Annotated in this window: 23 protein-coding genes and 1 other RNA gene; 15 read left to right on the top strand and 9 right to left on the bottom strand. The window is 65.2% G+C overall.

Annotated features, from left to right (window positions below; all coding sequences use genetic code 11):
• Positions 1 to 142: 142 nt before the first annotated feature.
• The 4 genes from recR to ffs form a co-directional block, all read right to left on the bottom strand.
• The gene (recR, locus tag FBZ93_RS22970; protein WP_074130985.1) at positions 143 to 748 is read right to left on the bottom strand and encodes a recombination mediator RecR; all 606 of its coding nucleotides are present in this window, start codon (positions 746 to 748) and stop codon (positions 143 to 145) included.
• Between the two features lies 1 nt (position 749).
• Positions 750 to 1,070 (bottom strand): YbaB/EbfC family nucleoid-associated protein, encoded by a 321-nt coding sequence (locus FBZ93_RS22975; protein WP_146988679.1) that lies wholly within the window; start codon positions 1,068 to 1,070, stop codon positions 750 to 752.
• 21 nt (positions 1,071 to 1,091) lie between these two features.
• Positions 1,092 to 2,933: a DNA polymerase III subunit gamma/tau gene (locus tag FBZ93_RS22980; RefSeq protein ID WP_146988681.1), complete on the bottom strand. Its 1,842-nt coding sequence runs from the start codon at positions 2,931 to 2,933 to the stop codon at positions 1,092 to 1,094.
• Between the two features lie 111 nt (positions 2,934 to 3,044).
• An RNA gene (gene ffs / locus FBZ93_RS22985) (signal recognition particle sRNA small type) lies at positions 3,045 to 3,141 on the bottom strand.
• A gap of 110 nt (positions 3,142 to 3,251) precedes the next feature.
• On the opposite strand from ffs, the gene FBZ93_RS22990 reads away from it, so the two are divergent.
• The 6 genes from FBZ93_RS22990 to FBZ93_RS23015 all read left to right on the top strand — a co-directional run bounded on the left by FBZ93_RS22990 (position 3,252) and on the right by FBZ93_RS23015 (position 8,151).
• Positions 3,252 to 3,671, top strand: coding sequence for an HIT domain-containing protein (locus FBZ93_RS22990; protein WP_050419929.1), 420 nt, complete (start codon positions 3,252 to 3,254; stop codon positions 3,669 to 3,671).
• 6 nt (positions 3,672 to 3,677) lie between these two features.
• On the top strand, positions 3,678 to 4,628 hold the full coding sequence (gene nudC / locus FBZ93_RS22995; RefSeq protein WP_146988683.1) for an NAD(+) diphosphatase: 951 nt from the start codon (positions 3,678 to 3,680) through the stop codon (positions 4,626 to 4,628).
• 79 nt (positions 4,629 to 4,707) lie between these two features.
• The gene (locus tag FBZ93_RS23000) at positions 4,708 to 5,655 is read left to right on the top strand and encodes a sugar kinase (protein WP_146988685.1); all 948 of its coding nucleotides are present in this window, start codon (positions 4,708 to 4,710) and stop codon (positions 5,653 to 5,655) included.
• Between the two features lie 76 nt (positions 5,656 to 5,731).
• Positions 5,732 to 6,232: an Lrp/AsnC family transcriptional regulator gene (locus tag FBZ93_RS23005; RefSeq protein ID WP_024578797.1), complete on the top strand. Its 501-nt coding sequence runs from the start codon at positions 5,732 to 5,734 to the stop codon at positions 6,230 to 6,232.
• A gap of 160 nt (positions 6,233 to 6,392) precedes the next feature.
• The gene (locus FBZ93_RS23010) at positions 6,393 to 6,704 is read left to right on the top strand and encodes a hypothetical protein (protein ID WP_246667605.1); all 312 of its coding nucleotides are present in this window, start codon (positions 6,393 to 6,395) and stop codon (positions 6,702 to 6,704) included.
• A complete protein-coding gene (locus FBZ93_RS23015; RefSeq protein WP_146988689.1) occupies positions 6,685 to 8,151 on the top strand; it encodes a methyl-accepting chemotaxis protein in 1,467 nt (488 codons plus the stop codon). The genes FBZ93_RS23010 and FBZ93_RS23015 overlap by 20 nt, the downstream gene beginning before the upstream one ends.
• A gap of 340 nt (positions 8,152 to 8,491) precedes the next feature.
• On the opposite strand, the gene FBZ93_RS23020 is transcribed toward FBZ93_RS23015, so the two are convergent.
• The 4 genes from FBZ93_RS23020 to hrpB form a co-directional block, all read right to left on the bottom strand.
• Positions 8,492 to 9,991: a phosphomannomutase/phosphoglucomutase gene (locus tag FBZ93_RS23020; RefSeq protein ID WP_146988691.1), complete on the bottom strand. Its 1,500-nt coding sequence runs from the start codon at positions 9,989 to 9,991 to the stop codon at positions 8,492 to 8,494.
• A gap of 361 nt (positions 9,992 to 10,352) precedes the next feature.
• Positions 10,353 to 10,865 (bottom strand): TIGR02281 family clan AA aspartic protease, encoded by a 513-nt coding sequence (locus FBZ93_RS23025; RefSeq protein WP_146988693.1) that lies wholly within the window; start codon positions 10,863 to 10,865, stop codon positions 10,353 to 10,355.
• A gap of 177 nt (positions 10,866 to 11,042) precedes the next feature.
• The gene (locus FBZ93_RS23030) at positions 11,043 to 12,509 is read right to left on the bottom strand and encodes an NCS1 family nucleobase:cation symporter-1 (protein WP_146988695.1); all 1,467 of its coding nucleotides are present in this window, start codon (positions 12,507 to 12,509) and stop codon (positions 11,043 to 11,045) included.
• A gap of 300 nt (positions 12,510 to 12,809) precedes the next feature.
• Entirely contained in the window at positions 12,810 to 15,278 is a 2,469-nt protein-coding gene (gene hrpB / locus FBZ93_RS23035) for an ATP-dependent helicase HrpB (protein WP_146988697.1), read from the bottom strand.
• Between the two features lie 225 nt (positions 15,279 to 15,503).
• Between hrpB and FBZ93_RS23040 the strand changes: the two genes are divergently transcribed.
• From FBZ93_RS23040 to FBZ93_RS23080, 9 genes are all read left to right on the top strand, one after another.
• Entirely contained in the window at positions 15,504 to 16,595 is a 1,092-nt protein-coding gene (locus tag FBZ93_RS23040; protein ID WP_146988699.1) for an acyltransferase family protein, read from the top strand.
• 517 nt (positions 16,596 to 17,112) lie between these two features.
• Entirely contained in the window at positions 17,113 to 17,724 is a 612-nt protein-coding gene (locus FBZ93_RS23045; RefSeq protein ID WP_146988701.1) for a sigma-70 family RNA polymerase sigma factor, read from the top strand.
• A gap of 412 nt (positions 17,725 to 18,136) precedes the next feature.
• The gene (locus FBZ93_RS23050; protein WP_146988703.1) at positions 18,137 to 18,844 is read left to right on the top strand and encodes a cytochrome c biogenesis CcdA family protein; all 708 of its coding nucleotides are present in this window, start codon (positions 18,137 to 18,139) and stop codon (positions 18,842 to 18,844) included.
• 18 nt (positions 18,845 to 18,862) lie between these two features.
• Positions 18,863 to 19,441, top strand: a complete 579-nt coding sequence (locus FBZ93_RS23055; protein ID WP_146988704.1) for a thioredoxin family protein — start codon at positions 18,863 to 18,865, stop codon at positions 19,439 to 19,441.
• Positions 19,442 to 19,568: 127 nt separating this feature from the next.
• Positions 19,569 to 20,975 carry a cytochrome ubiquinol oxidase subunit I gene (locus tag FBZ93_RS23060; RefSeq protein WP_146988706.1) on the top strand — a complete coding sequence of 469 codons (1,407 nt, stop codon included), beginning with the start codon at positions 19,569 to 19,571 and terminating at the stop codon, positions 20,973 to 20,975.
• Positions 20,972 to 21,973, top strand: a complete 1,002-nt coding sequence (gene cydB, locus FBZ93_RS23065) for a cytochrome d ubiquinol oxidase subunit II (RefSeq protein WP_146988708.1) — start codon at positions 20,972 to 20,974, stop codon at positions 21,971 to 21,973. Before FBZ93_RS23060 ends, cydB begins: the two co-directional genes overlap by 4 nt.
• Positions 21,973 to 22,101, top strand: coding sequence for a DUF2474 domain-containing protein (locus FBZ93_RS23070; RefSeq protein ID WP_146988710.1), 129 nt, complete (start codon positions 21,973 to 21,975; stop codon positions 22,099 to 22,101). The genes cydB and FBZ93_RS23070 overlap by 1 nt, the downstream gene beginning before the upstream one ends.
• Positions 22,102 to 22,270: 169 nt before the next feature.
• Positions 22,271 to 22,864 (top strand): L,D-transpeptidase, encoded by a 594-nt coding sequence (locus FBZ93_RS23075; protein WP_146988712.1) that lies wholly within the window; start codon positions 22,271 to 22,273, stop codon positions 22,862 to 22,864.
• Positions 22,865 to 22,926: 62 nt separating this feature from the next.
• Complete coding sequence (locus FBZ93_RS23080; protein ID WP_146988714.1) at positions 22,927 to 23,964, top strand: amino acid ABC transporter substrate-binding protein; 1,038 nt, start codon at positions 22,927 to 22,929, stop codon at positions 23,962 to 23,964.
• 208 nt (positions 23,965 to 24,172) lie between these two features.
• Here the strand turns inward: FBZ93_RS23080 and FBZ93_RS23085 are convergent.
• A partial coding sequence (locus FBZ93_RS23085) for an IS30 family transposase (protein WP_146988716.1) occupies positions 24,173 to 24,373 on the bottom strand: 201 nt, incomplete at its 5' end.

Raw genomic sequence — 24,373 nt, forward strand, 5'->3', positions numbered from 1 at the left:
AGGTGTTCCGTAGCTGGTCCGTCAGAGCGTGAATGACCGTCCCCGAATCGTCATCCACCCTATCATTTTGTTTCGGCGCGATCTTTTCGACTTGTGACTGATCGCTTGGCAAAATCAGCCGTGTCCGGCTCTCGAGCGTGCGCTAGAACAGCGTCCGCTGCCGCATCGCAGCCGATAGCGTACCTTCGTCGAGGTAATCAAGCTCTCCGCCGACCGGCACGCCATGCGCCAGGCGCGTCACCCGCACATTGGCGTCCGCCAACAGATCGGTGATGTAATGCGCGGTGGTCTGGCCATCGACGGTCGCATTCAAAGCCAGAATGATCTCGCTGACCTCAGGCGCGTGCGCGCGTGCCACCAACTGGTCGATGGTGAGATCCTGCGGACCGACGCCGTCGAGCGGCGACAGCGTTGCGCCGAGCACGTGATAGCGGCCATTGGTCGCGTTCGCCCGTTCCAGCGCCCAGAGATCGGCGACATCGGCGACCACGACGATGATCGAGGGATCGCGGCGCGGATCGGTGCACACCGTGCAGGGGTTTTGTGTATCGATGTTTCCGCAGGTCTTGCAGACCTGGATCTTGTCGATCGCAACCTGCAGCGCCGCGGTCAGCGGCGTCATCAGGGCTTCGCGCTTCTTGATCAAATGCAGCGCCGCGCGCCGCGCCGAACGGGGACCTAAGCCCGGCAGCCGCGCCAGCAGCTGGATCAGGCGCTCAATCTCGGGGCCGGCAACGCTTGCGGCCATTTTAAGTAGGACCAAATCCCGGCGGCAGGCCGAGGCCGCCGGTCAGCGCCATCATCTTCTCCTGCATCGCCGTCTCGGCCTTGCGGCGAGCATCGCCATGCGCGGTGACGAGCAGATCCTCGAGCACCTCACGTTCTTCCGGCTTCATCAGCGACGGATCGATCTTGACGCCCTTCACTTCCATCTTCGCGGTCATGCGCACGGCAACCAGGCCGCCGCCGGAAATGCCCTCGACTTCGACATTGCCGAGCTGCTCCTGCATCTCCTGCATCTTGGATTGCAGCTGCGCTGCCTGCTTCATCATGCCGAGAAAATCAGCCATGCGTGCGTTCCTGTAATCAGATCAATCGTCGTCGCTGTCGGAAGTTTCAATCGAATCTTCGCCGGTTGCATCCGCCACCGGAACCTCGGCGGCAAGGCGGCGGACCTCGATCACCTTGGTGCCGGGAAAGCGCGCCAGCACCTCCTGCACGCGCGGATCGGCCTCCGCCGCGCGCTGGTGCTCGCTGCGCGCCAGCTCGTTCTGCGAACGCACCGTGGGCTGGCCGGCCTCGTTGGAGATGATCACGGTCCAGCGCCGCCCGGTCCACAGCTCGAGCTTGCGCGATAGGTCGGTGACGAGCGCGCGCTGCGCCTTCGGCTCGAGCGCGATCTCGAGCTGGCCGTCCTCGATGCGCACCAGCCGCACATCGGCCTCCAGCGCGCTCTTGGTCATGATGTCGCGCTTCTCGCCGGCGAGCGCGATCAGCTGCGGAAAGCTTGATATCCGAAGCACCGGCGCGGCATCGGTGGCCGGCGCCGCCATCTGCGGACGCGCGGCGAGATCGGCGCGCGGGGCAGCCTGCGGCGCGCGCAGCGGTGCCGACGGCATTGCCGACATGGACGAAGCCGGCGCACCGCGCGACGGCGACGAGGCGGCGGAGCCTGACGTCGCGGGCGCCGCGCCGCCGCCATTCTGCTCGATCATCCGGATCGCCTCATCCGGCGTCGGCAGGTCGGCGACATAGGCGATCCGCACCAGCACCATCTCGGCAGCAGCGGCCGGGCGCGTCGCGGTCTGCACCTCGGCGATGCCCTTGAGCAGCATCTGCCACATCCGCGACAGCACCCGCATCGAGAGCTTTGCGGCGAACTCGCGCGCCCGCACCCGCTCGGTCTCGCCGAACGCGACATTGTCGGCGGTTGCCGGAATCGCCTTCACGCGGGTGACGAAATTGACGAACTCGGCGAGGTCCGACAGCACCACGACCGGATCGGCGCCGACATCATACTGCGCGCGGAATTCGGTGAAGGCGGCGGCGAGATCGCCGCGCGCCAGCGAATCGAACAGGTCGATCACGCGGGTGCGGTCGGCGAGGCCGAGCATCTGCCTGACCGCGCCGGCCTTCACATTGCCGGCGGCATGCGCGATCGCCTGATCGAACAGCGACAGCGAGTCGCGCACCGATCCCTCGGCCGCGCGCGCGATGATGCCGAGCGCCTCGGGCTCGACCTCGACGCCCTCCTTGGTCGCGATATTGCCGAGATGCTTCATCAGCACGTCGGCCTCGACGCGGCGCAGGTCGAAGCGCTGGCAGCGCGACAGCACCGTGATCGGAACCTTGCGGATTTCGGTGGTGGCGAACACGAACTTGGCGTGCTCCGGCGGCTCCTCCAGCGTCTTCAGAAAGGCGTTGAAGGCCGCCGTCGACAGCATGTGGACTTCGTCGATGATGTAGACCTTGTAGCGCGCGCTGGCCGGCGCATAGCGCACGCTGTCATTGATCTGGCGGACATCGTCGACGCCGGTGTGGGACGCGGCGTCCATCTCCAGCACGTCCATGTGCCGGCTTTCCATGATCGCCTGGCAGTGCACGCCGAGGTCGGGCATGTGGATGGTCGGCCCGGTCACCGAGCCGTCCGGCTTGGCGTAGTTCAAGGCACGGGCGAGGATCCGCGCGGTGGTGGTCTTGCCGACCCCGCGGACGCCGGTGAGGATCCAGGCTTGGGGAATCCGCCCGGTCTCGAACGCATTCGAGACGGTGCGGACCATAGCCTCCTGGCCGATCAGGTCCTCGAAGCTGGAGGGGCGGTATTTGCGGGCTAGAACGCGGTACGGCTTGGCGGTATCAAGCGCGCTGCCGAGATCGAAGCCACTCTGGCCTTCGCCGTCGGGCGGTTGGGAGGGGGCGCCAGCGTCATTCATGCGTCGATCCGCAACTTAAGGGTCTCTTGCAGCCGGCGTGCGGATGGGAGCCGAAATCGAGCGCCGGGCGCGGAGACCGCCATTCCAGCGCGATTCGCTCAGAAAAAACAGGTAGGAGACTGACGAGCGACCCGATCCGGACCTCGTTAGGGCTGCTTCCTTCCGGACCTGACCCGGTTGGCGAGTGGCTCGTCCACCGCCAATCTCCCGATCCCTATTTGGGGCCAAAAGCGCCGGAAAGCAAGCGGCCTGACCCGGCTTTGTAAGGCCGGCTTTGCGGGGCTTGTCTGGGAACACGGAAAGGCATTATTTGCCCCCATGCCCGCCTCCAATTGGTCGCTGCATTCGCAGCTCAAAAAAGACACCATCGACATCGGCGACCTGCCGCTGTGCAAGGTGCTCGTCATCAAGGATGCGCATTATCCCTGGCTGCTCCTGGTGCCCCGGCGCGACGGCGCGGTCGAGATCATCGACCTCGACGAGGTCGAGCAGGCGCAGCTGATGACCGAGATCACCCGCGTCTCGCGGGCCCTCAAAGAGGTCACCAAATGCGACAAGCTGAATGTCGCAGCCCTCGGCAACCTCGTCCCGCAGCTTCACGTCCATATCATCGCGCGCCGGACCAGCGACGCTGCATGGCCGCGTCCCGTTTGGGGCGTGATGCCGCCGCTGGCGCATGACGCCGAGGAAGTGCAGAATTTCATCAGCGCGCTTCGCCGCAAGATCTGGTTGGGTTGAAATTCAATGTCCGCATCCGATTCATTTCCGCTCGGCCAGCCGGCCTTCGTCACCCATGTGCTCGACCGCGCCGCGCATCTGCGCAGCAATGACGAGAAGCTGTTCGCGCTGGAGGGCCACCGCGAGGCGCGCGCCTATGTGATCTATCGCGACTCGCTGGTCGTGAAGCAGGAGGAAGGCGGCGCCCGCGCACTGCTGTCGCTGGAGGAAGCCCGCAGCTACGGCGCCAATCCCGGCACGATCTTCTTAGGTTTGCGCGATGCGGCGCCGATCTTCGGCATGGGGATCGCACCGCAGGCGGCCGAGAAGCTGGTCGGGCGCGCCGACGTCGCGATCACCGAGTTGCGCGGCATGGCGATGCAGGGCGTGGTGCCGCCGGAGCAGCTGTCGGCGATCGCGATGGCGAAATCGATGGTGACCTGGCATCAGCGCCATGGCTTCTGTCCGAACTGCGGCACCCGCACGGCGATGAAGGACGGCGGCTGGAAGCGCGAATGCCCGAGCTGCAAGGCCGAACATTTTCCGCGCACCGATCCGGTCGTGATCATGCTGGTCACGTCGGGCGACCGGGTGCTGCTCGGCCGGCAGAAGCAGTTCATGCCCGGGATGTATTCCTGCCTCGCCGGCTTCGTCGAGGCCGCCGAGACCATCGAGGACGCAGTGCGGCGCGAGATTTTCGAGGAAAGCGGCATCCGCTGCACCGACGTCAATTATTACATGACGCAGCCCTGGCCCTATCCGTCGTCGCTGATGATCGGCTGTACCGCGCGGGCGACCAACGAGGACATCGTGGTCGACCGCACCGAGCTGGAAGATGCGCGCTGGTTCGACCATGCCGAGGCGACGCTGATGCTCAAGCGTCAGCACCCCGAGGGCCTGGCCGGCCCGCATCCGTTCGCGATTGCCCATCATTTGCTCGGCCGCTGGGTGCACCACCGGAATCCGTTGGACCAATAGCGGGAACCGGACATCGTTCTGCCGATTAGATCGGGACACAGTTCTGGCAGCTAACGGAACCATTGCGACGGATCCCTGCATGAATTTTCAAGACGGTGCCCCGAAAGTCCCGCCCCGCATCCTCTGCATCGGCCTGCCGGTGCGCGACCTGACCTTCCGCGTCAACGTTCCGGCGCGCGGCTCCAAGGAGAATGCGACGCATTTCGACGAGATCTGCGGCGGCAACGCGCTGAACGCGGCGATCGGCATCGTCCGGCTGGGCGGCCGCGCCTCGATCTGCGGGCCGATGGGCGATTCGCGGGAGACTTCCAGCCGCTACATCTTCGACAAGCTGGCCGAGGAAGGCATCGAGACCAACCATCTGATCCACATGCCGGACCTGGTCACCCCGATCTCGGCGATCATGATCGACGACACCGGCGAGCGCACCATCGTCACCTTCCGCGATCCCGAGCTCTGGAAGGTCAAGCTGCCGCCGACCGAGCTTTTGCTGGAGGATTGCGCGGCGATCCTGACCGAGAGCCGCTGTGCACCGTTCTGCACCGAGCTGTGTGCCGAGGCCGTCAAACGCGGCATTCCCGTGGTGGTCGACGTCGACCGCGCGATGTCGATGCGGGAAGGGCTGCTCACCGCCTCCTCGCATCTGGTGTTCTCCAGCGAGCCGCTGCAGGAGACCGCCGACGTCACCGATGACGGCCAGGCGCTGCACAAGCTCGCCAAGCTCACCCCCTCCTTCCTGGCCGGCACCCGCGGCCCTCAGGGCACGATCTGGCTCAATGAGAAGGGTGGGCTCGAGGAGACCCCGGCCTTCCCGGTCCATACCGTCGACACGCTCGGGGCCGGCGACGTCTTCCACGGCGCGTTTGCCCTCGCCATCACCGAGAAGCAGGAACTGCGGCAGGCGCTGCGTTTTGCGTCCGCGGCTGCGGCGCTGAAATGCACCCGCTTCGGCGGCGCTTATGCCGCACCGCAACGTACTGAAGTTGAAGCGTTTTTGGGCGAACACGCCGACGCCCGGCCGGCCTGATCGGTTACGACCCGCTTGATTTGGAAGATTTTTCTCTATATGAGGGAGTTTGAACCTTCATGTGGAACTTTCTTCTATGACCGATGTCGCCATTCAGCTTCATGACAACAACCGCCGCCTCGACGCGATCGATCGCAAGATCCTGACCGTGTTGCAGGAGGATGCCTCGCTCTCCGTCGCCGAGATCGGCGACCGGGTCGGGCTGTCGTCGACGCCGTGCTGGAAGCGCATCCAGCGGCTCGAGGCCGACGGCGTGATCCTGCGCCGCGTGGCGCTGGTCGATCAGAACAAGATCGGGCTCGGGATTTCGGTGTTCGTCTCGGTCGAGAGCGCCGACCATTCGGAAGCCTGGCTGCGCAAATTCGCCGACGCCGTCAGCGCCATGCCCGAGGTGATGGAGTTCTACCGGATGGCCGGCGACGTCGACTACATGCTGCGCGTCGTGGTCGCGGACATGCAGGCCTACGACGTGTTCTACAAGAAGCTGATCTCGGCCGTGCCGCTGAAGAACGTCACCTCGCGCTTTGCGATGGAGAAGATCAAGTCGGTGACGGCGCTGCCGGTGCCTGCGGCGTAACCGCCGCCGCACAACCTCATACGAACGTCGATACGCCCCCAGGTAGTTCGCCTGCACGGCATTTACCGGAAGTTAGCGCCAGCGGCAGTATTGTGCTGCGATGGTGCCGGGGGAGATCATCCCAGCGAGCCGACGGCCCGTATGGCTGGGCGCGGCTGCATTGCTGATCGCGAGCTGGATCGCGGTCGCAATGCTGTCGCTGCAGGCGCGTGCGGGCAGCGACGTGGTGGCCGTGGCGTTTCCGCCGTGGTGGCGCGCCGAGCGCGCGCTGATGGCCGCCGCGTCCGCCAATGCGTCGATCGTTCGGATGACCGCGATCCCGGCCCTGCTGGTGGTGCGGCCTGACCGCGATGGCGGGCTGCGCCGGCTGTATGAGGCGGGCGCGCTGCTGACCATGGATCCGCAGGCGATCGCCGGCTGCTTCAAGTCGGACGACGATCTGGGGGTTGGGAATGACCTTCGAAGGCGATGAAATGGCCGCGCTGCGCGAGACGGCCAGCAAGATATTGCTCGTGGTGCTCTGGCTGCACGTTCCGATCGCGATCATCGTCGGCATGGCGCTGCACACCGACTGGCTGATCCCGGCCGGCTTCATGGCCGCGATGGCGCTGACTGCTACGGCCTCGTGGCGCATGTCGGGGAACGGCGTTTCAACCCGCCTGATCGTGGCCGTGGCCCTGATGGCCGGCGTGTCGATGCTGGTCTACCAGTTCGCCGGCCACCGCTGGCAGGTCGACATGCACATGTACTTCTTCGCCGCGCTGGCGTGCCTCGTCGCCTATTGCGACTACCGGCCGATCGTCGCCGGCACCGCGGCCGTTGCCCTGCACCATTTGACGCTGAATTTCATCCTGCCGGCCGCGATCTATCCCGGCGGCGCCGACTTCGGCCGCGTCGTTCTGCACGCCGTGATCCTCCTGATCGAGGCCGGCGTGCTGATCTGGCTCGCGCACACGCTTGCCGAGCTGTTCAGGACGTCGGCGCAGAAGGCGGCCGAGGCCGAGGCCGCCGTTGCCGCCGAGGCGCGCGTCAATGCCGAACGCATCGAGGCCGAACGGGCCAAGCAGAACCGTGACGCCGCGCGGCGCGAGCTCGCCTTGGGTTTCGAGCGCAAGATCGGCGAGGTCGTCGAGGCCGTCGCGGTGGCGGCGAACGCGATGCAGGGCCTCTCGACGACGATGAACGGCAGCAACGCGGAAACCATCCGCCAGGCCACCGCCGCCGCCTCCGCATCGACGCTGGCGTCGAGCAACGTGGAGACCGTGGCGTCGGCGACCGAGGAGCTGACGGCCTCGATCAACAGCATCGCCGAGCAGGTGACGCGCTCGGCGCGGATCGCCGCCAAGGCCGCCGACGAGGCGCGCCGCACCAACACCGTCGTGCAAGGTCTTGCCGCCGGCACGCAGAAGATCGGCGAGGTGGTGACGTTGATCCAGAGCATCGCCAGCCAGACCAACCTGCTCGCCCTGAACGCAACCATCGAAGCGGCGCGCGCCGGCGAGCATGGCCGCGGATTTGCGGTCGTTGCGAGCGAGGTCAAGGCGCTGGCCAACCAGACCGCCAAGGCGACCGAGGAGATCTCGGTTCAGATCCAGGACATCCAGAACGCGACCGGCGCGGCCGTCAGCGCGATCGGGACCATCGGGACCACGATCGCGGAAATCGACCACGTCTCCGGCGAGATCGCAGCCGCCGTCGATCAGCAGGGCGCTGCGACCCGCGAGATCTCCAGCAATTTGCAGCAGGCCGCCGACCGCACCCGCGACGTCAACAAGGGCATCCTCAACGTCAACCGCGCCTCCGAACAGGCCGGCGGCGCGACCGCGCAATTGCTCGATGCGGCGAACGGCCTGACCTCGCAGTCGGAATGGCTGAAGACCGAGCTGGACCGCTTCCTCGCCTCGCTGCGGGCGGCGTGAGGAACTGTCATCGGCCGGCTCGACCGGGCGATCCAGTGCGCCGCGGCCCGTCGGTTCAATAACGACTGCCTCTGGAATACTGGATCACCGCTTTCGCGGGTGATGACACCGCGTGTTTGAGATCTTGAATCGAGAACCATCCTCAGTGTCGTCCCTGCGAAAGCAGGGACCCATAACCACGAATGATTGTTGGTGAACCGTGGCGGAACGACGAGTCCCGATCACGACATCCGCCGCGGAGTATGGGTCCCTGCTTTCGCAGGGTCGACACCGAATTTGGCTTGGCATCGCCCCCGAATGCATGCGCTGGTGATGACGAGTCGGTTCGCGGAGCCCCGCCTCAGATCTTCTGATTGTACTCGCCGACCTCGGGATGCGTCCGCAGCACCGAATCCATCGCCTCGAACATGTCGCGCATGCGCTGCTCGCTGACCGGGCTTTCGACCACGACCACGAGCTCCGGCTTGTTCGAGGATGCCCGCACCAGACCCCAGCTGCCGTCCTCGACCGTGACGCGCACGCCGTTGACGGTGACGAGATCGCGGATGTTCTGGCCCGCGACCTTCTCGCCCTTCTGCTGCAGCGTCTCGAAGTGCTTCACCACGGCATCGACCACGCCGTACTTCGCCTCGTCGGCGCAATGCGGCGACATGGTCGGCGACGACCAGGTCTTCGGCAGCGCGTCCTTCAGATCGGCCATCGACTTGCCGGGGGCGCGGTCGAGCATCTCGCAGATCGCGATCGCCGACACCAGGCCGTCGTCATAGCCGCGGCCGAACGGCTTGTTGAAGAAGAAGTGGCCGGACTTCTCGAAGCCGGCCAGCGCACCGAGCTCATTGGTGCGGCGCTTCATGTAGGAGTGCCCGGTCTTCCAGTAGACCGTGTTGGCACCCTGCTTCTGCAACACCGGATCAGTCACGAACAGTCCGGTCGACTTCACGTCGACGACGAACTGCGCATTGGCGTTGATCGCCGACATGTCGCGCGCCAGCATCACGCCGACCTTGTCGGCGAAGATCTCCTCGCCGGTGTTGTCGACCACGCCGCAGCGGTCGCCGTCGCCGTCGAAGCCGAGCCCGACATCGGCCTTGTGCGCCAGCACCGCATCGCGGATCGCGTGCAGCATCTCCATGTCTTCCGGATTCGGATTGTATTTCGGGAAAGTGTGATCGAGCTCGGTATCGAGCGGGATCACCTCGCAGCCGATCGCCTCCAGCACCTGCGGCGCGAACGCGCCCGCGGTGCCATTGCCGCAGGCCGCCACCACCTTCAGCTTGCGCTTCAGCTTCGGCCGGCTGGTGAGGTCGGCGATGTAGCGCGCCGGATAATTCTCGTGAAACTGGTAGGAGCCGCCGGCCTTGTTGTTGAACGCGGCATTGAGCACGATCTCCTTCAGCCGCGTCATCTCGTCGGGGCCGAAGGTGAGCGGGCGGTTGGCGCCCATCTTGACGCCGGTCCAGCCATTGTCGTTGTGCGAGGCGGTGACCATCGCGACACAGGGCACATCGAGATCGAACTGCGCGAAATACGTCATCGGCGTCACCGCGAGCCCGATGTCATGCACCTCGCAGCCCGCCGCCATCAGGCCCGAGATCAATGCGTATTTGATCGACGCGGAATAGCCGCGGAAATCATGCCCAGTGACGATCTCCTGCTTGACGCCGAGCTCCGCGATCAGCGCGCCGAGCCCCATGCCCAGCGCCTGCACGCCCATCAGGTTGATATCCTTGTTGAACAGCCAGCGCGCGTCGTATTCGCGAAACCCGGTCGGCTTCACCATCGGCTCGGATTCGAAGGCATAGGTGTTCGGGACCAGCACGGATTTCGGCTTCGGAAACATGGATCGGCCTTATGGTCGCATACGGAAAGACGTCGCCGCAGCCTTTAGCGAATGCGCGGGCCGGGCGAAAGCTGAGACTGCGGCTGGTGACCGACAATTACGGCGGAAATGGCGGCGACTATCCCGCGAATTCGACGCCGGATCGCGCCGGCCTCCTCAGCATGACAATGAGAGATTCGAGCCCGCGATCGTCGTCCCGGCGAAGGCCGGGACCCATACGCCGCAGCGGGTGTTGGGTTCGGGACTCGTCGTTCCGGCGCTGCTCACCAAATACGGCCTGTGGTGATGGGTCCCGGCCCCCGTGCGCAATTGCGCACTAGGCCGGGACGACAGCAAGTGCGCGGCACCCCGTGAGGATAGTTTATTGCTCCAGCAACAATTTGCCGTTGGCGTATTCGAAGCGCTTCAGCTTCGACAGGAAGGAGAGGCCGAGCAGGTTTTCCGAAAGGGCCTCGTCCGGCAGCACCAGGGCGTCGACGTCGCGCACGGTGAGGCCGCCGATCTCGATCATGGCGATGTGGGCACGCGCGGCCTTGATGGTGCCGTTGGCGGTGGTGACGCGCGAGGTGTAATCGCCCGGCACCGGACGCAGGCCGAAGCGCGCGGCCGAGGTCTCGTTCAAGGCCACCACGGACGCGCCGGTGTCGACCATGAAGTTGATGCGCTGGCCGTCGATCCGGCCGTCGGTCGCGAAATGACCGCGCGGGTCGGGCGCAATGCTGAGCGTGCGGGCGCTGGCCTGCGCCACCGTGACGGCGGGGGCGATGCTCTGCTTGGCGGTGGTCGCGGCGGCGGGCGACATCTTGCTGGCCATCTGGGCCATGAAGGTGCCCAGCCCAATCAGGATGGCCGCGAAAATCATCAAGGTACGCATGACACCATACTCGGAAAGCCGAACACGCAATTTCACCACGCCGTCCGCCCCGCCGCGAGCGAGGGCGGCAGCGCAAGGATGCCATTTTGGCGAAAAGGATGAGCGAAGAGTTAATGCGCCCGCGCTGAAGCGGCCGAATGACGTCGGCCGCCCTGCCCGGATCGAATTTGTCAGCCTTTAGGCGGTTCTGGCGACCGGGCTCGGCATCGCTGCGCGCAGCGCGTAATAGACCGCGCCGGCGATGGCGACGCCGAAGAACCAGCCATAGACCGCCCACCAGGCCGGCAGGATCGAGGTGAAGTTCGGCAGCACCGACGAGAACAGGGCTCCGACCGCGGCTGCGATCAGGGCGCTGGCGTTCCAGCCGTTCTGGAAGCGATATTCGCCGTGCTCCTGGTACAGCGCCGGCACGTTCACGCGACCCTTCGCGATCAGATAATAGTCGACCATCATGATCCCGTAGATCGGCCCCATGGTCGCGCCGATCAGCCCGACGAACGAGGCCGCGCTGCCCTCCCAGGGTGCGAACGGATACAGCGCCAGCGCGATCAGCGCCGCGATGTAGCCGCCCTTCTTGAAGTCGATCTGCCGCGGAAACACGTTGGAGAAATCGAACGCCGGCGAGACGAAATTGGCGACTACGTTGATGCCGAGCGTCGCGACCGCGAAGGTGACGGCGGCGAGCAGCGCCAGGAACCAGCTGTCGAACTTCGCCGAGATCTGGTCGGGATGCAGCAGCACCTCGTGGTAGACGTTGAACGCCGCGATCGTGGTGACGCCGGCGACCAGCGAGAACAGGATCAGATTGACCGGCAGGCCCCAGATATTGCCCTTGCGCAGCGCCTGCACGTCAGGCGCGTAGCGCGAGAAGTCGCAGAAGTTGAGATAGAGCGCGGCGAAATAGGTGATCCAGGTCGCGGCGACGGCGCACAGCGCCGGGAACGAGCCGGGCACGCCGGGCACGCCGGCCTCCTTGGTCTTCTCCAGCAGCACGTCCTGCGGGATCGGTGCGGTGAGCGAGATGCCGCCGGCCGCGATGCAGAGATAGATCGCGAGGATCAGCATCATCAGCCACACCGCAGGTCCGGCCCAGTCCTGGAAACGGCGCACCGTCTCCATGCCGCGCTGGATGATCAGGAGCTGCAGCGCCCAGATCACGACGAAGCAGATCACCTCGAGCGTGGAATGGCCGAGCATGTGGCTGGACTGGTGGAACGCCTTGAAGCTGTCCATCCGCGTCAAGAGCGCGACGATCGCGCCCGAGGCCGCCGCGGTCTGCGCGCCGTACCAGAAGCAGGCGACGATGGCGCGCACCAGCGCCGGGATGTTGGCGCCCCAGACCCCGAACGAAGCCCGCGCCAGCACCGGATAGGGCACGCCGGTCCGCACCCCGGCATTGCCGATCAGGCTCATCAGCACGAAGATCACCAGCGAGCCGACGCCGATCGCGAGGATGAAATTGACGAAGCTGCCGCAGAGCAGGAACAGGCTGGCGGCGAGATAATAGCCCCACAGGCTATGCACGTCCGAGGTCCAGACGTTGAAGATGCTGAAGGCGCCCCAGTTGCGTTCCCTGGCTGGCGCCAGGTCTTCGTTATACAGCGACGGCGATGCGTTCTTGATCTCCAGATTCTCGAGGTTCATGGCAGCGTCCCCAATTGCGAGCCCGTGATCCCATCCCAGCATGCAAATCTAATCACCGTTTGCCGGCGCTCGCCAGAGCCAGACCTCAGAGGTGTTAATCTTTGCGACCCGTCGTCCCTGCGAAAGCAGGGACCCATAACCACTAAAGGTCATAGTTGCGCGACGCTGTGGCTGCAGCGGTCTTCAACGACCCAACGCTGTGGCTATGGGTCCCTGCTCCCGTGCGCAATTGCGCACTAGGCAGGGACGACACCGAATGTTTGGTGCTAATCGTGGGTCACCTAAGGAACTCGCAAGTCCTCAAGTGCCGCGGGGTTTCACGCGCCTGGTCGGCATCGCGCTGGCGGGATCTTCCGGCCAGGGATGGCGCGGGTAGCGGCCGCGCAGGTCGGACCGCACCGCGGCGTAACTGCCGCGCCAGAAGCCCGGCAGATCGCGCGTCACCTGCACCGGCCGCTGCGCCGGCGACAGCAGTTCCAGCACCAGCGGCACCGCGCCCTTGGCGATCGAGGGATGGGTGTTGAGCCCGAACAGCTCCTGCAGCCTGACCGCGATGGTCGGGCCCTGCTCGGCCTCGTAGTCGATCGCAAGCTGCGTTCCGGTCGGCGCCTCGAAATGCGTCGGCGCCTCGCGATCGAGCCGCGCGCGCAGCTCCCACGGCAGCAGCGCCATCAGCGCGTCCGACAGGTCGCCGGCCGACAGATCCTTCAGCGCGGTCTTGTCGTAGAGCGCTCCCACCAGCCAGTCGTCGGCCCGCGCGGCAAGCGCGGCATCCGACAGATCGGGCCAACTCTCATCCTCGGCCTTGCGCAGAAACATGACACGGTCGCGCCACTGTTTCGAATGCTTCGACCACGGCAGGCGGTCGAGGCCCGCCGCGATCAGGCCGTCGGCGAACACGCGCGCGGTCTCGGCCGACGGCTTGAGCGGCATGGGCGCTTCCGACAGCGTGATCGCATGCAGTGAACGCCGGCGGCGCGCGCGCAGCGCCATCGCGCCGCGGTCGAACGTCACCTCCTCGACATTCTCGATCTGGTCGGCGAAGCGCTGCTCGATCTCGTCCTGGGTGATCGGCGCCGCCAGCAGGATGCGGCCGCTCGCGGCCGTGCCGGTCAGTTCGGCGACCGCGATGGTGGGCAGCCGCGCCAGCGCCGCGGTCTGCTCGACGGCGGCGCCGCGGCCGTTGGCCAGCACGAAGCTGCCATTGCCGCGGTTCTTCGCGACGCGGTCCGGAAACGCGAAGGCCAGCATGACGCCGGTCGAGAGATCCTTCTCTTCGCTCACCGCTGCCTTCACCTGCGAAGCCCAGCGCGCGGCCATGCTGCGCGCGCTCGATGCCCGCTGCGAGCGGTCGCGGCGGAATTGGTCGAGCCGGACGTCGAGATCGACACTGTCGCCGCCGAGCCCGCGCTCGGTCAGCACAGCCGCGATCTCGGCCGCCTCCTCACCCATGCCGAAGCGGGCGGAATCCACGATCATCCGCGCCAGCCGCGGCGGCAGCGCCAGCGCGCGCAGGCTTTTGCCCTCCTCGGTGATGCGACCGTCTGCGTCGAGGGCGCCGAGTTCGGACAGCAGCGATCGCGCTTCCTTCAGTGCCGGTCCCGGCGGCGAATCGAGGAAAGCGAGGCCTGAGGGATCGCTGACGCCCCATTGTGCGAGGTCGAGCACCAGCGAGGACAGGTCGGCGGAGAGGATTTCGGGCGCGGTATAGGCCGGCAGCGATGCGGTCTGCGGCTCGTCCCAGAGGCGATAGCAGACGCCGGGCTCGATACGGCCGGCGCGGCCGCGGCGCTGATCGACCGCGGCGCGCGAGGCCCGCACGGTCTCGAGCCGGGTCAGCGCGATATCCGGCTCGTAGCGCGGCACCCGCGCGAGGCCGGAATCGACCACGATGCGCACGCCCTCGATGGTCAGCGATGTTTCGGCAATCGAGGTCGCCAGCACCACCTTGCGAATCCCCTTCGGCGCCGGCGCGATGGCGCGATCCTGCACGGAAGCATCGAGCGCGCCGAACAGCGGCACGATCTCGACCGAGGCGTCATGCACGCGCTCGGCCAAGAAAGTCTGCGTGCGGCGGATTTCGGCCGCGCCCGGCAGGAAGGCAAGCACCGAGCCGGCGTCGGCGCGCAGCGCGGTCGCGATCGTCTCGGCCATCTGCCGCTCCACCGGCGCATCGACCTTGCGGCCGACATAACGGGTCTCGACCGGAAAGGCGCGGCCCTCGCTCTCGACCACAGGTGCATCGCCGAGCAGTTTTGCGACCCGCGCGCCGTCGAGCGTTGCCGACATCACGAGGATGCGCAGGTCCTCGCGCAGGCCGGTTTGCGCGTCGCGCGCCAGCGCCAGCCCGAGATCGGCATCGAGCGAGCGCTCGTGGAATTCGTCGAACAGCACCGCGGCAACGCCGTTGAGCTCGGGATCGTCGAGGATTTGGCGCGAGAAGATGCCCTCGGTGACGACCTCGATCCGCGTCGCCCGCGACACCTTTGAGCCGAAGCGCACCCGATAGCCGACGGTCTCCCCCGGGCGCTCACGAAGCGTCTTCGCCATCCGCTCGGCGCTGGCGCGCGCGGCGATGCGGCGCGGCTCCAGCACGATGATCTTCTTGCCCTTGGCCCAGGGCGCATCGAGCAGCGCCAGCGGCACGCGCGTGGTCTTGCCGGCGCCCGGCGGCGCGACCAGCACGGCGGCGTTGTGGCGATCGAGCGTGCGGTCGAGTTCGTCGAGTACGGCGTCGATCGGCAGCGGGCTATCGAATTGGTGCGGCAAGGAGTCTCATCGCGGTAGCGGCGCTCGGCCGACCTACGTCCTGTGGTTAACGAGCGTCGGATTCTCTTGGGATTCCCTTATGATTTCCGGGCCTCTTAGACCATTCGCCTGGTCCAGGGAACCGGGGACAGGGCCCAGATTCGCTGGCACAGCATTTGTACTGATAAAGGAGAAAGCAACCGATCGGGCCGATGATAGGGCCGATTACGCCGAAACGGGACAAGGATGACCACAAACGGCACAGTCGCTGCGACAGATCGTTCCCTTGATCGATCACTTGATCGATCGCTTGGGAACGCGAGCGCGCGTGTCGATTGGGTCGATTATGCCAAGGGCATCTGCATCATCATGGTCGTGATGATGCATTCGGTGCTGGGGGTCGAGAAGGCCGCCGAGCAGACCGGCTTCATGCATTATGTCGTGATGTTCGCCAGACCGTTCCGGATGCCGGACTTCTTCCTGATCTCGGGCCTGTTCCTGTCGGTCGTGATCGACCGCGACTGGCGCACCTATCTCGACCGCAAGGTGATGCACTTCGCTTATTTCTACGTGCTGTGGGTGACGATCCAGTTCGGCTTCAAGGCGCCGTCGCTGGCTGCCGAGGCGGGTTGGGCCGAGGTCGGGCGGCAATACCTCGTCTCCTTCGTGCAGCCGTTCGGCACGCTGTGGTTCATCTATCTGCTGCCGATCTTCTTCATCGTCACCAAGCTGACCCGCAACGTTCCCCCGCTCATGATCTGGCTGATCGCAGCAGCATTGGAGTCGGCGCATGTCACAACCGGCTGGTATGTGATCGATGAGTTCAGCGCCCGCTTCGTCTACTTCTACACCGGCTATGTCCTGGCCGATTACGTGTTCGCACTGTCGGATCGCGCGCGGGCGCGGCCTGCGGTTGCCCTGCTCGGGCTTGGGCTGTGGGCGCTCGTCAATGGCGGCCTGGTTGCGCTCGATGTCAGTGAATGGCCGGTCGTCTCGCTGGCGCTCGGCTTTGCCGGCGCTTGCGCGATCATCGTGACCGGCACGTTGCTGGCACGGGCGCACCGGCTCGGCTTCCTGCGCTTCTGCGGCGAGCACTCGATCGTGATCTACCTCGCCTTCTTCCTGCCGATGGCCGCGACACGCACAGCTCTACTGCGGCTCGATGTCATCCCCGACATCGGCCTGGTCTCGCTGATCGTGACCGCGGCCGGCGTCGCCGGCGCGCTCCTGATCTGGCGGCTGGCGCTGGCGGTCCGGGCCAATTTCCTGTTCGAGCGGCCCGACGCATTCTGGATTGCCCCGAAAAAGGCGACGCCCGCTTTGCAGGCCGCCGAATAAGCCGCGACAGTGGGCTTTTCAAAGAAGCTGGATCTCCATGCCGCAGCTGTCGCCGGCCGTCAGCTCCATCCTCTCTTAGTCAGAAGCGGGCCAACCGTCACCGCGATCAATATCAGAGCGATAAACAACATAAAAAGGATGAAGCCACAGCCCGCTCCGAAAGACCGCTCGGGAGGCGGAGGTGGAACGTAAGTCATGCTGGCCCCTCAGTTACGACTTCCAGATAGTCGCTGCTCAGCATCCTAATTCTCGGTTGCAAGTGTCCTAACCAGGCATCCGATAGTGCCAAAAGTCATGACCGGGATTCGTTCCGACAGGCGCGATTCCGGCCGTCCGAATTTTCCGTGCGTTGAAATGACTGGCTTTTTGGTCCCGAATGTTTCGTTGCCAGGGCCGCGACGAAACAATTCTCCCGGTCACGAAACCATTTTCCGTTTTTCGCGCAGACATCCGGAAACCGGCGCTAACTAGCTTTCTCCCAACGAACCGCCGCCCAACGGCGAACTGGGAGCCTGTCATGCCGAACGTCATCGCCATCAACTCTGCAGCCACGAAGCATATCGATGCTGCCCGCGCGACCTCGGATGAAATGCTGCTCGCGCGTATCGCCAAAAACCACCGCACCTCGATGCACACGCTCTATGCCCGCCACAACGTCCGGGTCTACCGCTTCGTGCTCCGCATGGTGCGCGACACCACAATGGCCGAGGATCTGGTCAGCCAGGTGTTCCTGGACGTCTGGCGGACCGCGGCCCAGTTCGAGGGCCGCTCGCAGGTCTCGACCTGGCTGCTCTCGATCGCCCGCTTCAAGGCGCTGACCGCGCTGCGCCAGCGCAAGCACGAGGACATCGACCAGGAAGACGTGCTGGAGATCGCCGACGGCGCCGACACGCCGGAAACCTCGCTCGACCGCGCCACCACCAGCGAGATCCTGCGCGCCTGCGTGGCCAAGCTGTCGCCGGCCCACCGCGAGATCATCAATCTGGTCTACTACCATGAGAAGTCGGTCGAGGAGGCCGGTCAGATCATCGGTATCCCGCAGAGCACGGTGAAGACCCGCATGTTCTATGCCCGCAAGCAGCTCGCCGACCTCCTGCGGGGCGCCGGCGTGGACAGCGTCGCGGCTTAAAGCAAAGCAAGTTCAGATATTTAGGAGGAGATCAAGGAGCCCGGGCAATTGTCCACGAAGCCAAAAAGGTTCGGCGACGAAACAATTGAAACAATCGACGACATCACCCGGAAAAACGCGATCTCTATACCCATATCCAACGACGCGACGCCAACCCCAATTCACCGGACCAGTTTCGATACTTCCCTAGTTTAACCTCCCAAGTAACCTCCAACGACCCGGCCGGGATGCCCCCCAGCCGGGTCGCTCTGTTTTTGGCGCGGCGTCGTGAGATCGGACCCGCCTCGTCTCACACAGACGTGACGGCACCTGCGGTGGTGCCGCCGTAACGGCCGCGCCGCTCCAGCGAAGACCATCATGCGTACCCGGCACGGCCCTCAGGCGCGCCGGGACTTCTGATGGACGGACGACGATGCTCAGCCTTGCCCCTGCCCTTACCCTGGCCCTGCTTGCCGGTGTCGCCACCGTCGCCGCCCCTTGCACCCTGCCGATGCTGCCGATTCTACTTGGGGTATCGATAGGCCAGACCGGCAAGGCGCGGCCCGCGATGATCGCGCTCGGCTTCGTGATGTCATTCTCTGCGGTGGCATTGCTGCTGAGTGCGATCACGCGCGCCTTCGATTTCGATCCCAATGTGCTGCGGACCGGCGCGGCCGTCCTGCTCGCCGGCTTCGGCCTGTTGATGATCTGGCCGACGCCGTTCGAATGGCTGGGGATCCGGCTCACCGGGACCGCCGGCAGTCTCGGTCAAGCCGCGCCGTCGCAGAGCCTATTCGGCGGCTTCGTGCTCGGCACCACGCTCGGCCTGGTGTGGACGCCCTGCGCCGGTCCGGTGCTGGGCTCGATCCTGACCATCGTCGCGACCTCGAAGGATACGGCGTGGGCGAGCCTGCAGCTCGTCACCTACGCGATCGGCGCCGCGATCCCGATGCTTGCCATTGCCTATGGCGGGCAGGCGGTCACCACCCGCGTGCGCAGCATGGCGCGGATCGCGCCGCGCCTGCAGCAGGGCTTCGGCGTCGTGATCATCGCCTTCGCCGCGCTGTCCTACCTGCAATACGACACGCTGATCGTGGTGTGGCTGACCCAGTTCTATCCCAACGGCCAGATCGGCCTGTGAGCTCATAAGGAGGTATCGATGTCCCTGCGCTTGATTGCTGTATCCGCTCTGGTTGCTGGCCTTGGCCTCGGCGGCGCGGTGATCCCCGGCCTCTGCACCGAGTCAGACGCGCCGGCGCAGCCGGTGCCGCGGGCGGTCGCGATGACGACCGAACAGAGCCAGACCGCGCCAGAGTTCGCCGGCATCAGCAACTGGTTCAATTCGCAGCCGTTGAAGCTGGCGGATCTGCGCGGCAAGGTCGTGGTGGTGGATTTCTGGACCTATGGCTGCGTCAACTGCGTCAACACGCTGCCGCACGTCACCCAGCTTTATTCAAAGTACCGCGATCGCGGCCTCGTCGTGATCGGGGTCCATACGCCGGAATTCCCGTTCGAGCATTCGGCCACCAATTTGCAGGCCGCGCTGAAGCGGCACGGCATCCTCTATCCGGTGGCGCAGGACAACAATTCGCAGACCTGGAACGCGTACCACAACGAGTATTGGCCGGCGCAATATATCATCGACCAGAACGGCAAGATCGTCTTCCAGCATGCCGGCGAGGGGCAGTACGAGGAGATCGACCGCACCGTCGCCCGGCTGCTCAACGCCAACAGCTGATTGGACGTTCCGTCCTGTATTGTCGTCATCCCCGGCGTGGTAGGGTCCACGACGGGGATGACGCGATCGCGAACGCGCATGTCGTGACCGCATCGCGCCCCAGAGCGTTGGCAATGGATGGTGCGTGATGTTCGAAGGTTGGGATGCGGTCGTACTCGCCCGCGCGCAATTCGCTTTCACGATGTCGTTCCACATCGTGTTTCCCGCATTCTCGATCGGGCTTGCGAGCTATCTCGCGGTGCTGGAAGCGCTGTGGCTGATCACCAAGCGCGAGGTCTACATCAACCTGTTCAATTACTGGCTGAAGATCTTCGCGGTCGCGTTCGGCATGGGCGTGGTTTCGGGCATCGTGATGTCCTACCAGTTCGGCACCAATTGGTCGTCCTTTGCCGACAAGACCGGGCCGGTGATCGGCCCGATGATGGCCTATGAGGTGCTGACCGCGTTCTTCCTCGAGGCCGGCTTCCTCGGCGTGATGCTGTTCGGGCTGTCGCGCGTCGGCCCGAGGCTGCATTTCCTGGCGACGCTGATGGTCGCGATCGGCACGCTGATCTCCGCGTTCTGGATCCTGTCGGCCAATTCCTGGATGCAGACGCCGGCCGGTCACGCGGTCAATGCCGACGGCCAGTTCGTCGCCGCCGACTGGCTCAAGGTGATCTTCAATCCCTCATTCCCCTATCGCCTCGTGCACATGGTGCTGGCAGCCTACCTCACCACCTCGCTGGTGGTCGGCGCGGTCGGCGCCTGGCACCTGCTGCGCGACCAGCATCTGGCGGGGGCGCGCGTGATGTTCTCGATGGCGATGTGGATGGCAACGCTGGTGGCGCCGATCCAGATCCTCGCCGGCGACCAGCACGGCCTCAACACGCTGGAACACCAGCCCGCCAAGGTGATGGCGATGGAAGGCCATTTCCAGAGCCACAAGGACGGCGCGCCGCTGATCCTGTTCGGCTGGCCCGACCAAAAAGATGCCAAGGTGAAATACGCGATCGAGGTGCCGAAACTGTCGTCGCTGATCCTGAAGCATTCGCTCGATGCGCCGCTCGCCGGCCTCGACACCGTGCCGCGCGAGAACTGGCCGCCGGTGCCGATCATCTTCTGGGCGTTCCGCATCATGGTCGGGCTTGGCTTCCTGATCATGGGACTCGGCCTGTTCAGCCTGCTGATGCGCTGGCGCGGCATGATGTACCAGTCACAGCTGCTGCATCGCTTTGCGGTGCTGATGGGCCCGGCCGGCTTCATCGCGGTGCTCGCCGGCTGGATCACCACGGAGACCGGGCGGCAACCGTTCACGGTCTATGGGCTGCTGCGCACGACGGATTCGGCATCGCCGCTGGCGGCGCCGGCCGTGGGCTCCTCGCTGATCGCCTTCATCATCGTCTATTTCGCCGTGTTCATCGCGGGTGTGATCTACATCCTCCGGCTGATGGCGCAGCCGCCGCACCCCGGCGAGCAAGGCCCGGCGACGAATATCCCCGCGCGCGCCGCCGGCATCACGCCGGCCGCCGGCGCTGCCGTGGAGGGCGCGCGATGATCGACCTGACCACGATCTGGGCCTTCATCATCGCCTTCGCCGTGTTCGTCTATGTCGTGATGGACGGCTTCGATCTCGGCCTCGGCATCCTGTTTCCGCTGTTCCCGCAAAAGACCGATCGCGACGTCATCATGAACACGGTGGCGCCGGTGTGGGACGGCAACGAGACCTGGCTGGTGCTCGGCGGCGGCGGCATGATGGCGGCGTTTCCGCTGGCCTATGCCGTGCTGATGCCGGCGCTCTACACGCCCATGATCGCGATGCTGCTCGGCCTCGTGTTCCGCGGCGTCGCCTTCGAATTCCGCTGGCGCACCCAGAAGGCGCGCAACAAATGGGACCTCGCCTTCGCGGGCGGCTCGCTGGTCGCGACGCTGGCGCAGGGGATCGCACTCGGCGCCATCCTGCAGGGCATCCATGTCGAGGGACGCCACTATGCCGGCGGCTGGTGGGATTGGCTGACGCCGTTCAGCGTGCTGACCGGCATTGCGCTGGTGATCGGCTATGCGCTGCTCGGCGCGACCTGGCTGGTGATGAAGACCGAAGGCGGGCTGCGCGAGCGCGCCTATCAGCTGAGCTGGATCTTGCTGGTCGCGATGCTCTGCGCGATCGGCGCCGTCAGCATCGCAACCCCGTTCCTTGCCGTGCAATACACCCAGCGCTGGTTCGCCTGGCCCAACATCATCCTGACCGCGCCGGTGCCGATCGCGGTCGCCGCCGTCACTGCGCTCTTGCTGCGAGCCCTCGGCAGCAAGAACGACCACCAGCCGTTCTTCCTGACGCTGGCGCTGTTCGCGCTGTCCTATGCCGGGCTCGGCATCAGCATGTATCCGTACATCGTGCCGCAGAGCATCACGATCTGGCAGGCGGCGGCGCCCGCCAACAGCCAGATCTTCATGCTGGTCGGGGTGTCGATCCTGGTGCCGCTGATCCTCGGCTACACCGCCTGGGCCTATTGGGTGTTCCGCGGCAAGGTGCGGCCCGGCCACGGATACCATTGATGTCGCCGCCCCTGAATCAGCGGCCGCTCGGCCAGCGTCTGCTATGGTTCGCAGCGCTGTGGCTCGGCGGCGTCGGCACCGTGACGCTGGTCTCGTTCGCGTTGCGACTCTGGATCGCGCCGAAATAAGGCCGGCGGCGTGACGCGGCTCGGCCCGCAGTGACAAAAAACAGAAGCATTACAGTGATCTAGTGTGACGCCCGCCCTAAACTTGCCATCAACCTGCCGCTGAGATTTGATGGTCACCGTGATTTGGGTGGAGCAACCATTGGCTGCGCGCCAACAAGGAGAGCTTTGCATGACGAAACTTCGTCACCTGGTCTGGATGTTGATCGCCACGGGCGCGCTCGTGCTGTCGACGTCGCAGGGCTTCGCCCAGAATCGTCCGGATGCCGACGAGCCGGGCCTGATCGCCGACGACAACTACGAGCTTGACCCGGAATGGCAGAAGCAGGTCGTGTACTACCGGACCAATGAGGCGCCGGGTACCATCATCGTCTCCACCGCCGAACGCCATCTCTACCTCGTGCAAGGCAATGGCCGTGCGCTCCGCTACGGCATCGGCGTCGGCCGCGACGGCTTTCAGTGGCAGGGCCTCGTGACCATCACCCGCAAGGCCGAGTGGCCGGATTGGGTGCCGCCGCCGGAAATGATCGCGCGCCAGCCCTATCTGCCGCGCTTCATGGCAGGCGGCCCGGGCAATCCGCTCGGCGCGCGCGCGATGTATCTCGGCACCACGGTGTATCGCATCCACGGCACCAACCGGCCCGACACCATCGGCACCGCGATCTCGTCCGGCTGCTTCCGCCTGGTCAACGCCGACGTCGCCGATCTCTACAACCGTGTCCCCGTCGGCACCAAGGTGATCATCCGCCAGAAGCCCGAACTGTAATCTCTACCCCGCCTTCGATATCCGACCCGCTTTTTCCCCCGATCATTCGCGAGAGAGAACCCATGCGTACATTTCGAGGCGGCCTGACGATCGGGCTCGCGGTCGCCGCGCTGGTTGCGGCCGCCGCCATTACCTATGAGCGTTACGACACCCGCACGCTGAAGCGCACCGTCCGCCGCGGCGACGTGCTGTGCGGCGTCAACAAGGGCCTGCCGGGCTTCTCGATTCCGGACGACAAGGGCAACTGGACCGGCTTCGACGTCGACTTCTGCCGCGCGGTCGCATCGGCGATCTTCGACGATCCGACGAAGGCGAAGTTCGTTCCGCTCGACGCCAGCGAGCGCTTCAAGGAGCTGCAGAACCGAAAGGTCGACATCCTCTCGCGCAACTCGACCTGGAGCATGTCGCGCGAGACCAATTACGACCTCTATTTCCCGGCAGTCGCCTACTATGACGGCCAGGGCTTCATGATCCCGCGCTCGCGCAACATCGATTCCGCGCTCGATTTGAACGGCAGCAAGGTCTGCGTGCAGGCCAACACCACGACGCAGCTCAACCTCGCCGACTATTTCCGTGCCAACAACATGAAGTACACGGAGATGAAGTTCGACAAGCTGGACGATGTGGTGAAGGCTTATGACAGCGGCCAGTGCGACACGCTGACCTCGGACGCCTCGCAGCTCTATGCGCTGCGGCTCAACCTCTCCAAGCCGAGCGACCACACCATCCTGGCCGACATCATCTCCAAGGAGCCGCTGGCGCCGGTGGTGCGCTTGCGCGACGACGACTGGATGATGATCGTGAAGTGGACGCTCTACGCGATGATCAATGCCGAGGAGCTCGGCATCACCTCGAAGAACATCGACGAGGCGCTGAAGTCGAGGAAGCCGGAGGTGATGCGGCTGGTCGGCACCGAGGGCGCCTATGGCGAGGATCTCGGCCTGACCAAGGACTGGGCCGTGCGCATCATCCGCCACGTCGGCAATTACGGCGAGGTCTACGACCGCAACGTCGGTGCCGATTCCAAGCTGAAGATCCCGCGCGGCATGAACCAGCTCTGGAACGCCGGCGGTGTCCAATACGCGCCGCCGATCCGGTAACCCTTCTCCGGCGTCATTGCGAGGAGCGATAGCGGCGAAGCAATCCATCGCTCCGCACACGCGGTGAAATGGATTGCTTCGCTTCGCTCGCAATGACGAGCCTACTCAGGCTGCCTACTCACCGCTGTCATCACCCGCGAAAGCGGGTGATCCAGTACGCCGCGGCTTCTCCGCTCAAGCACCACTGTCTCTGGAATACTGGGCGGATTCAACCGCTCGTCGCAACACTTTGTGTATCGCTCACTCGGAGCAGTTCGTCGAGGGTTTCTGCCGGTGTTTTCCAGCCGAGGGTTTTGCGGGGCCTGGTGTTGAGCGCAAGAGCCACGGCCTCAAGATCATCAGCATCGTGCATGCTGAGATCCGTCCCCTTTGGAAAGTACTGGCGCAGCAACCCATTCGTGTTCTCGTT

The sequence above is a fragment of the Bradyrhizobium macuxiense genome (genome assembly GCF_007993935.1).
Classification (GTDB): Bacteria; Pseudomonadota; Alphaproteobacteria; order Rhizobiales; family Xanthobacteraceae; genus Bradyrhizobium; species Bradyrhizobium macuxiense_A.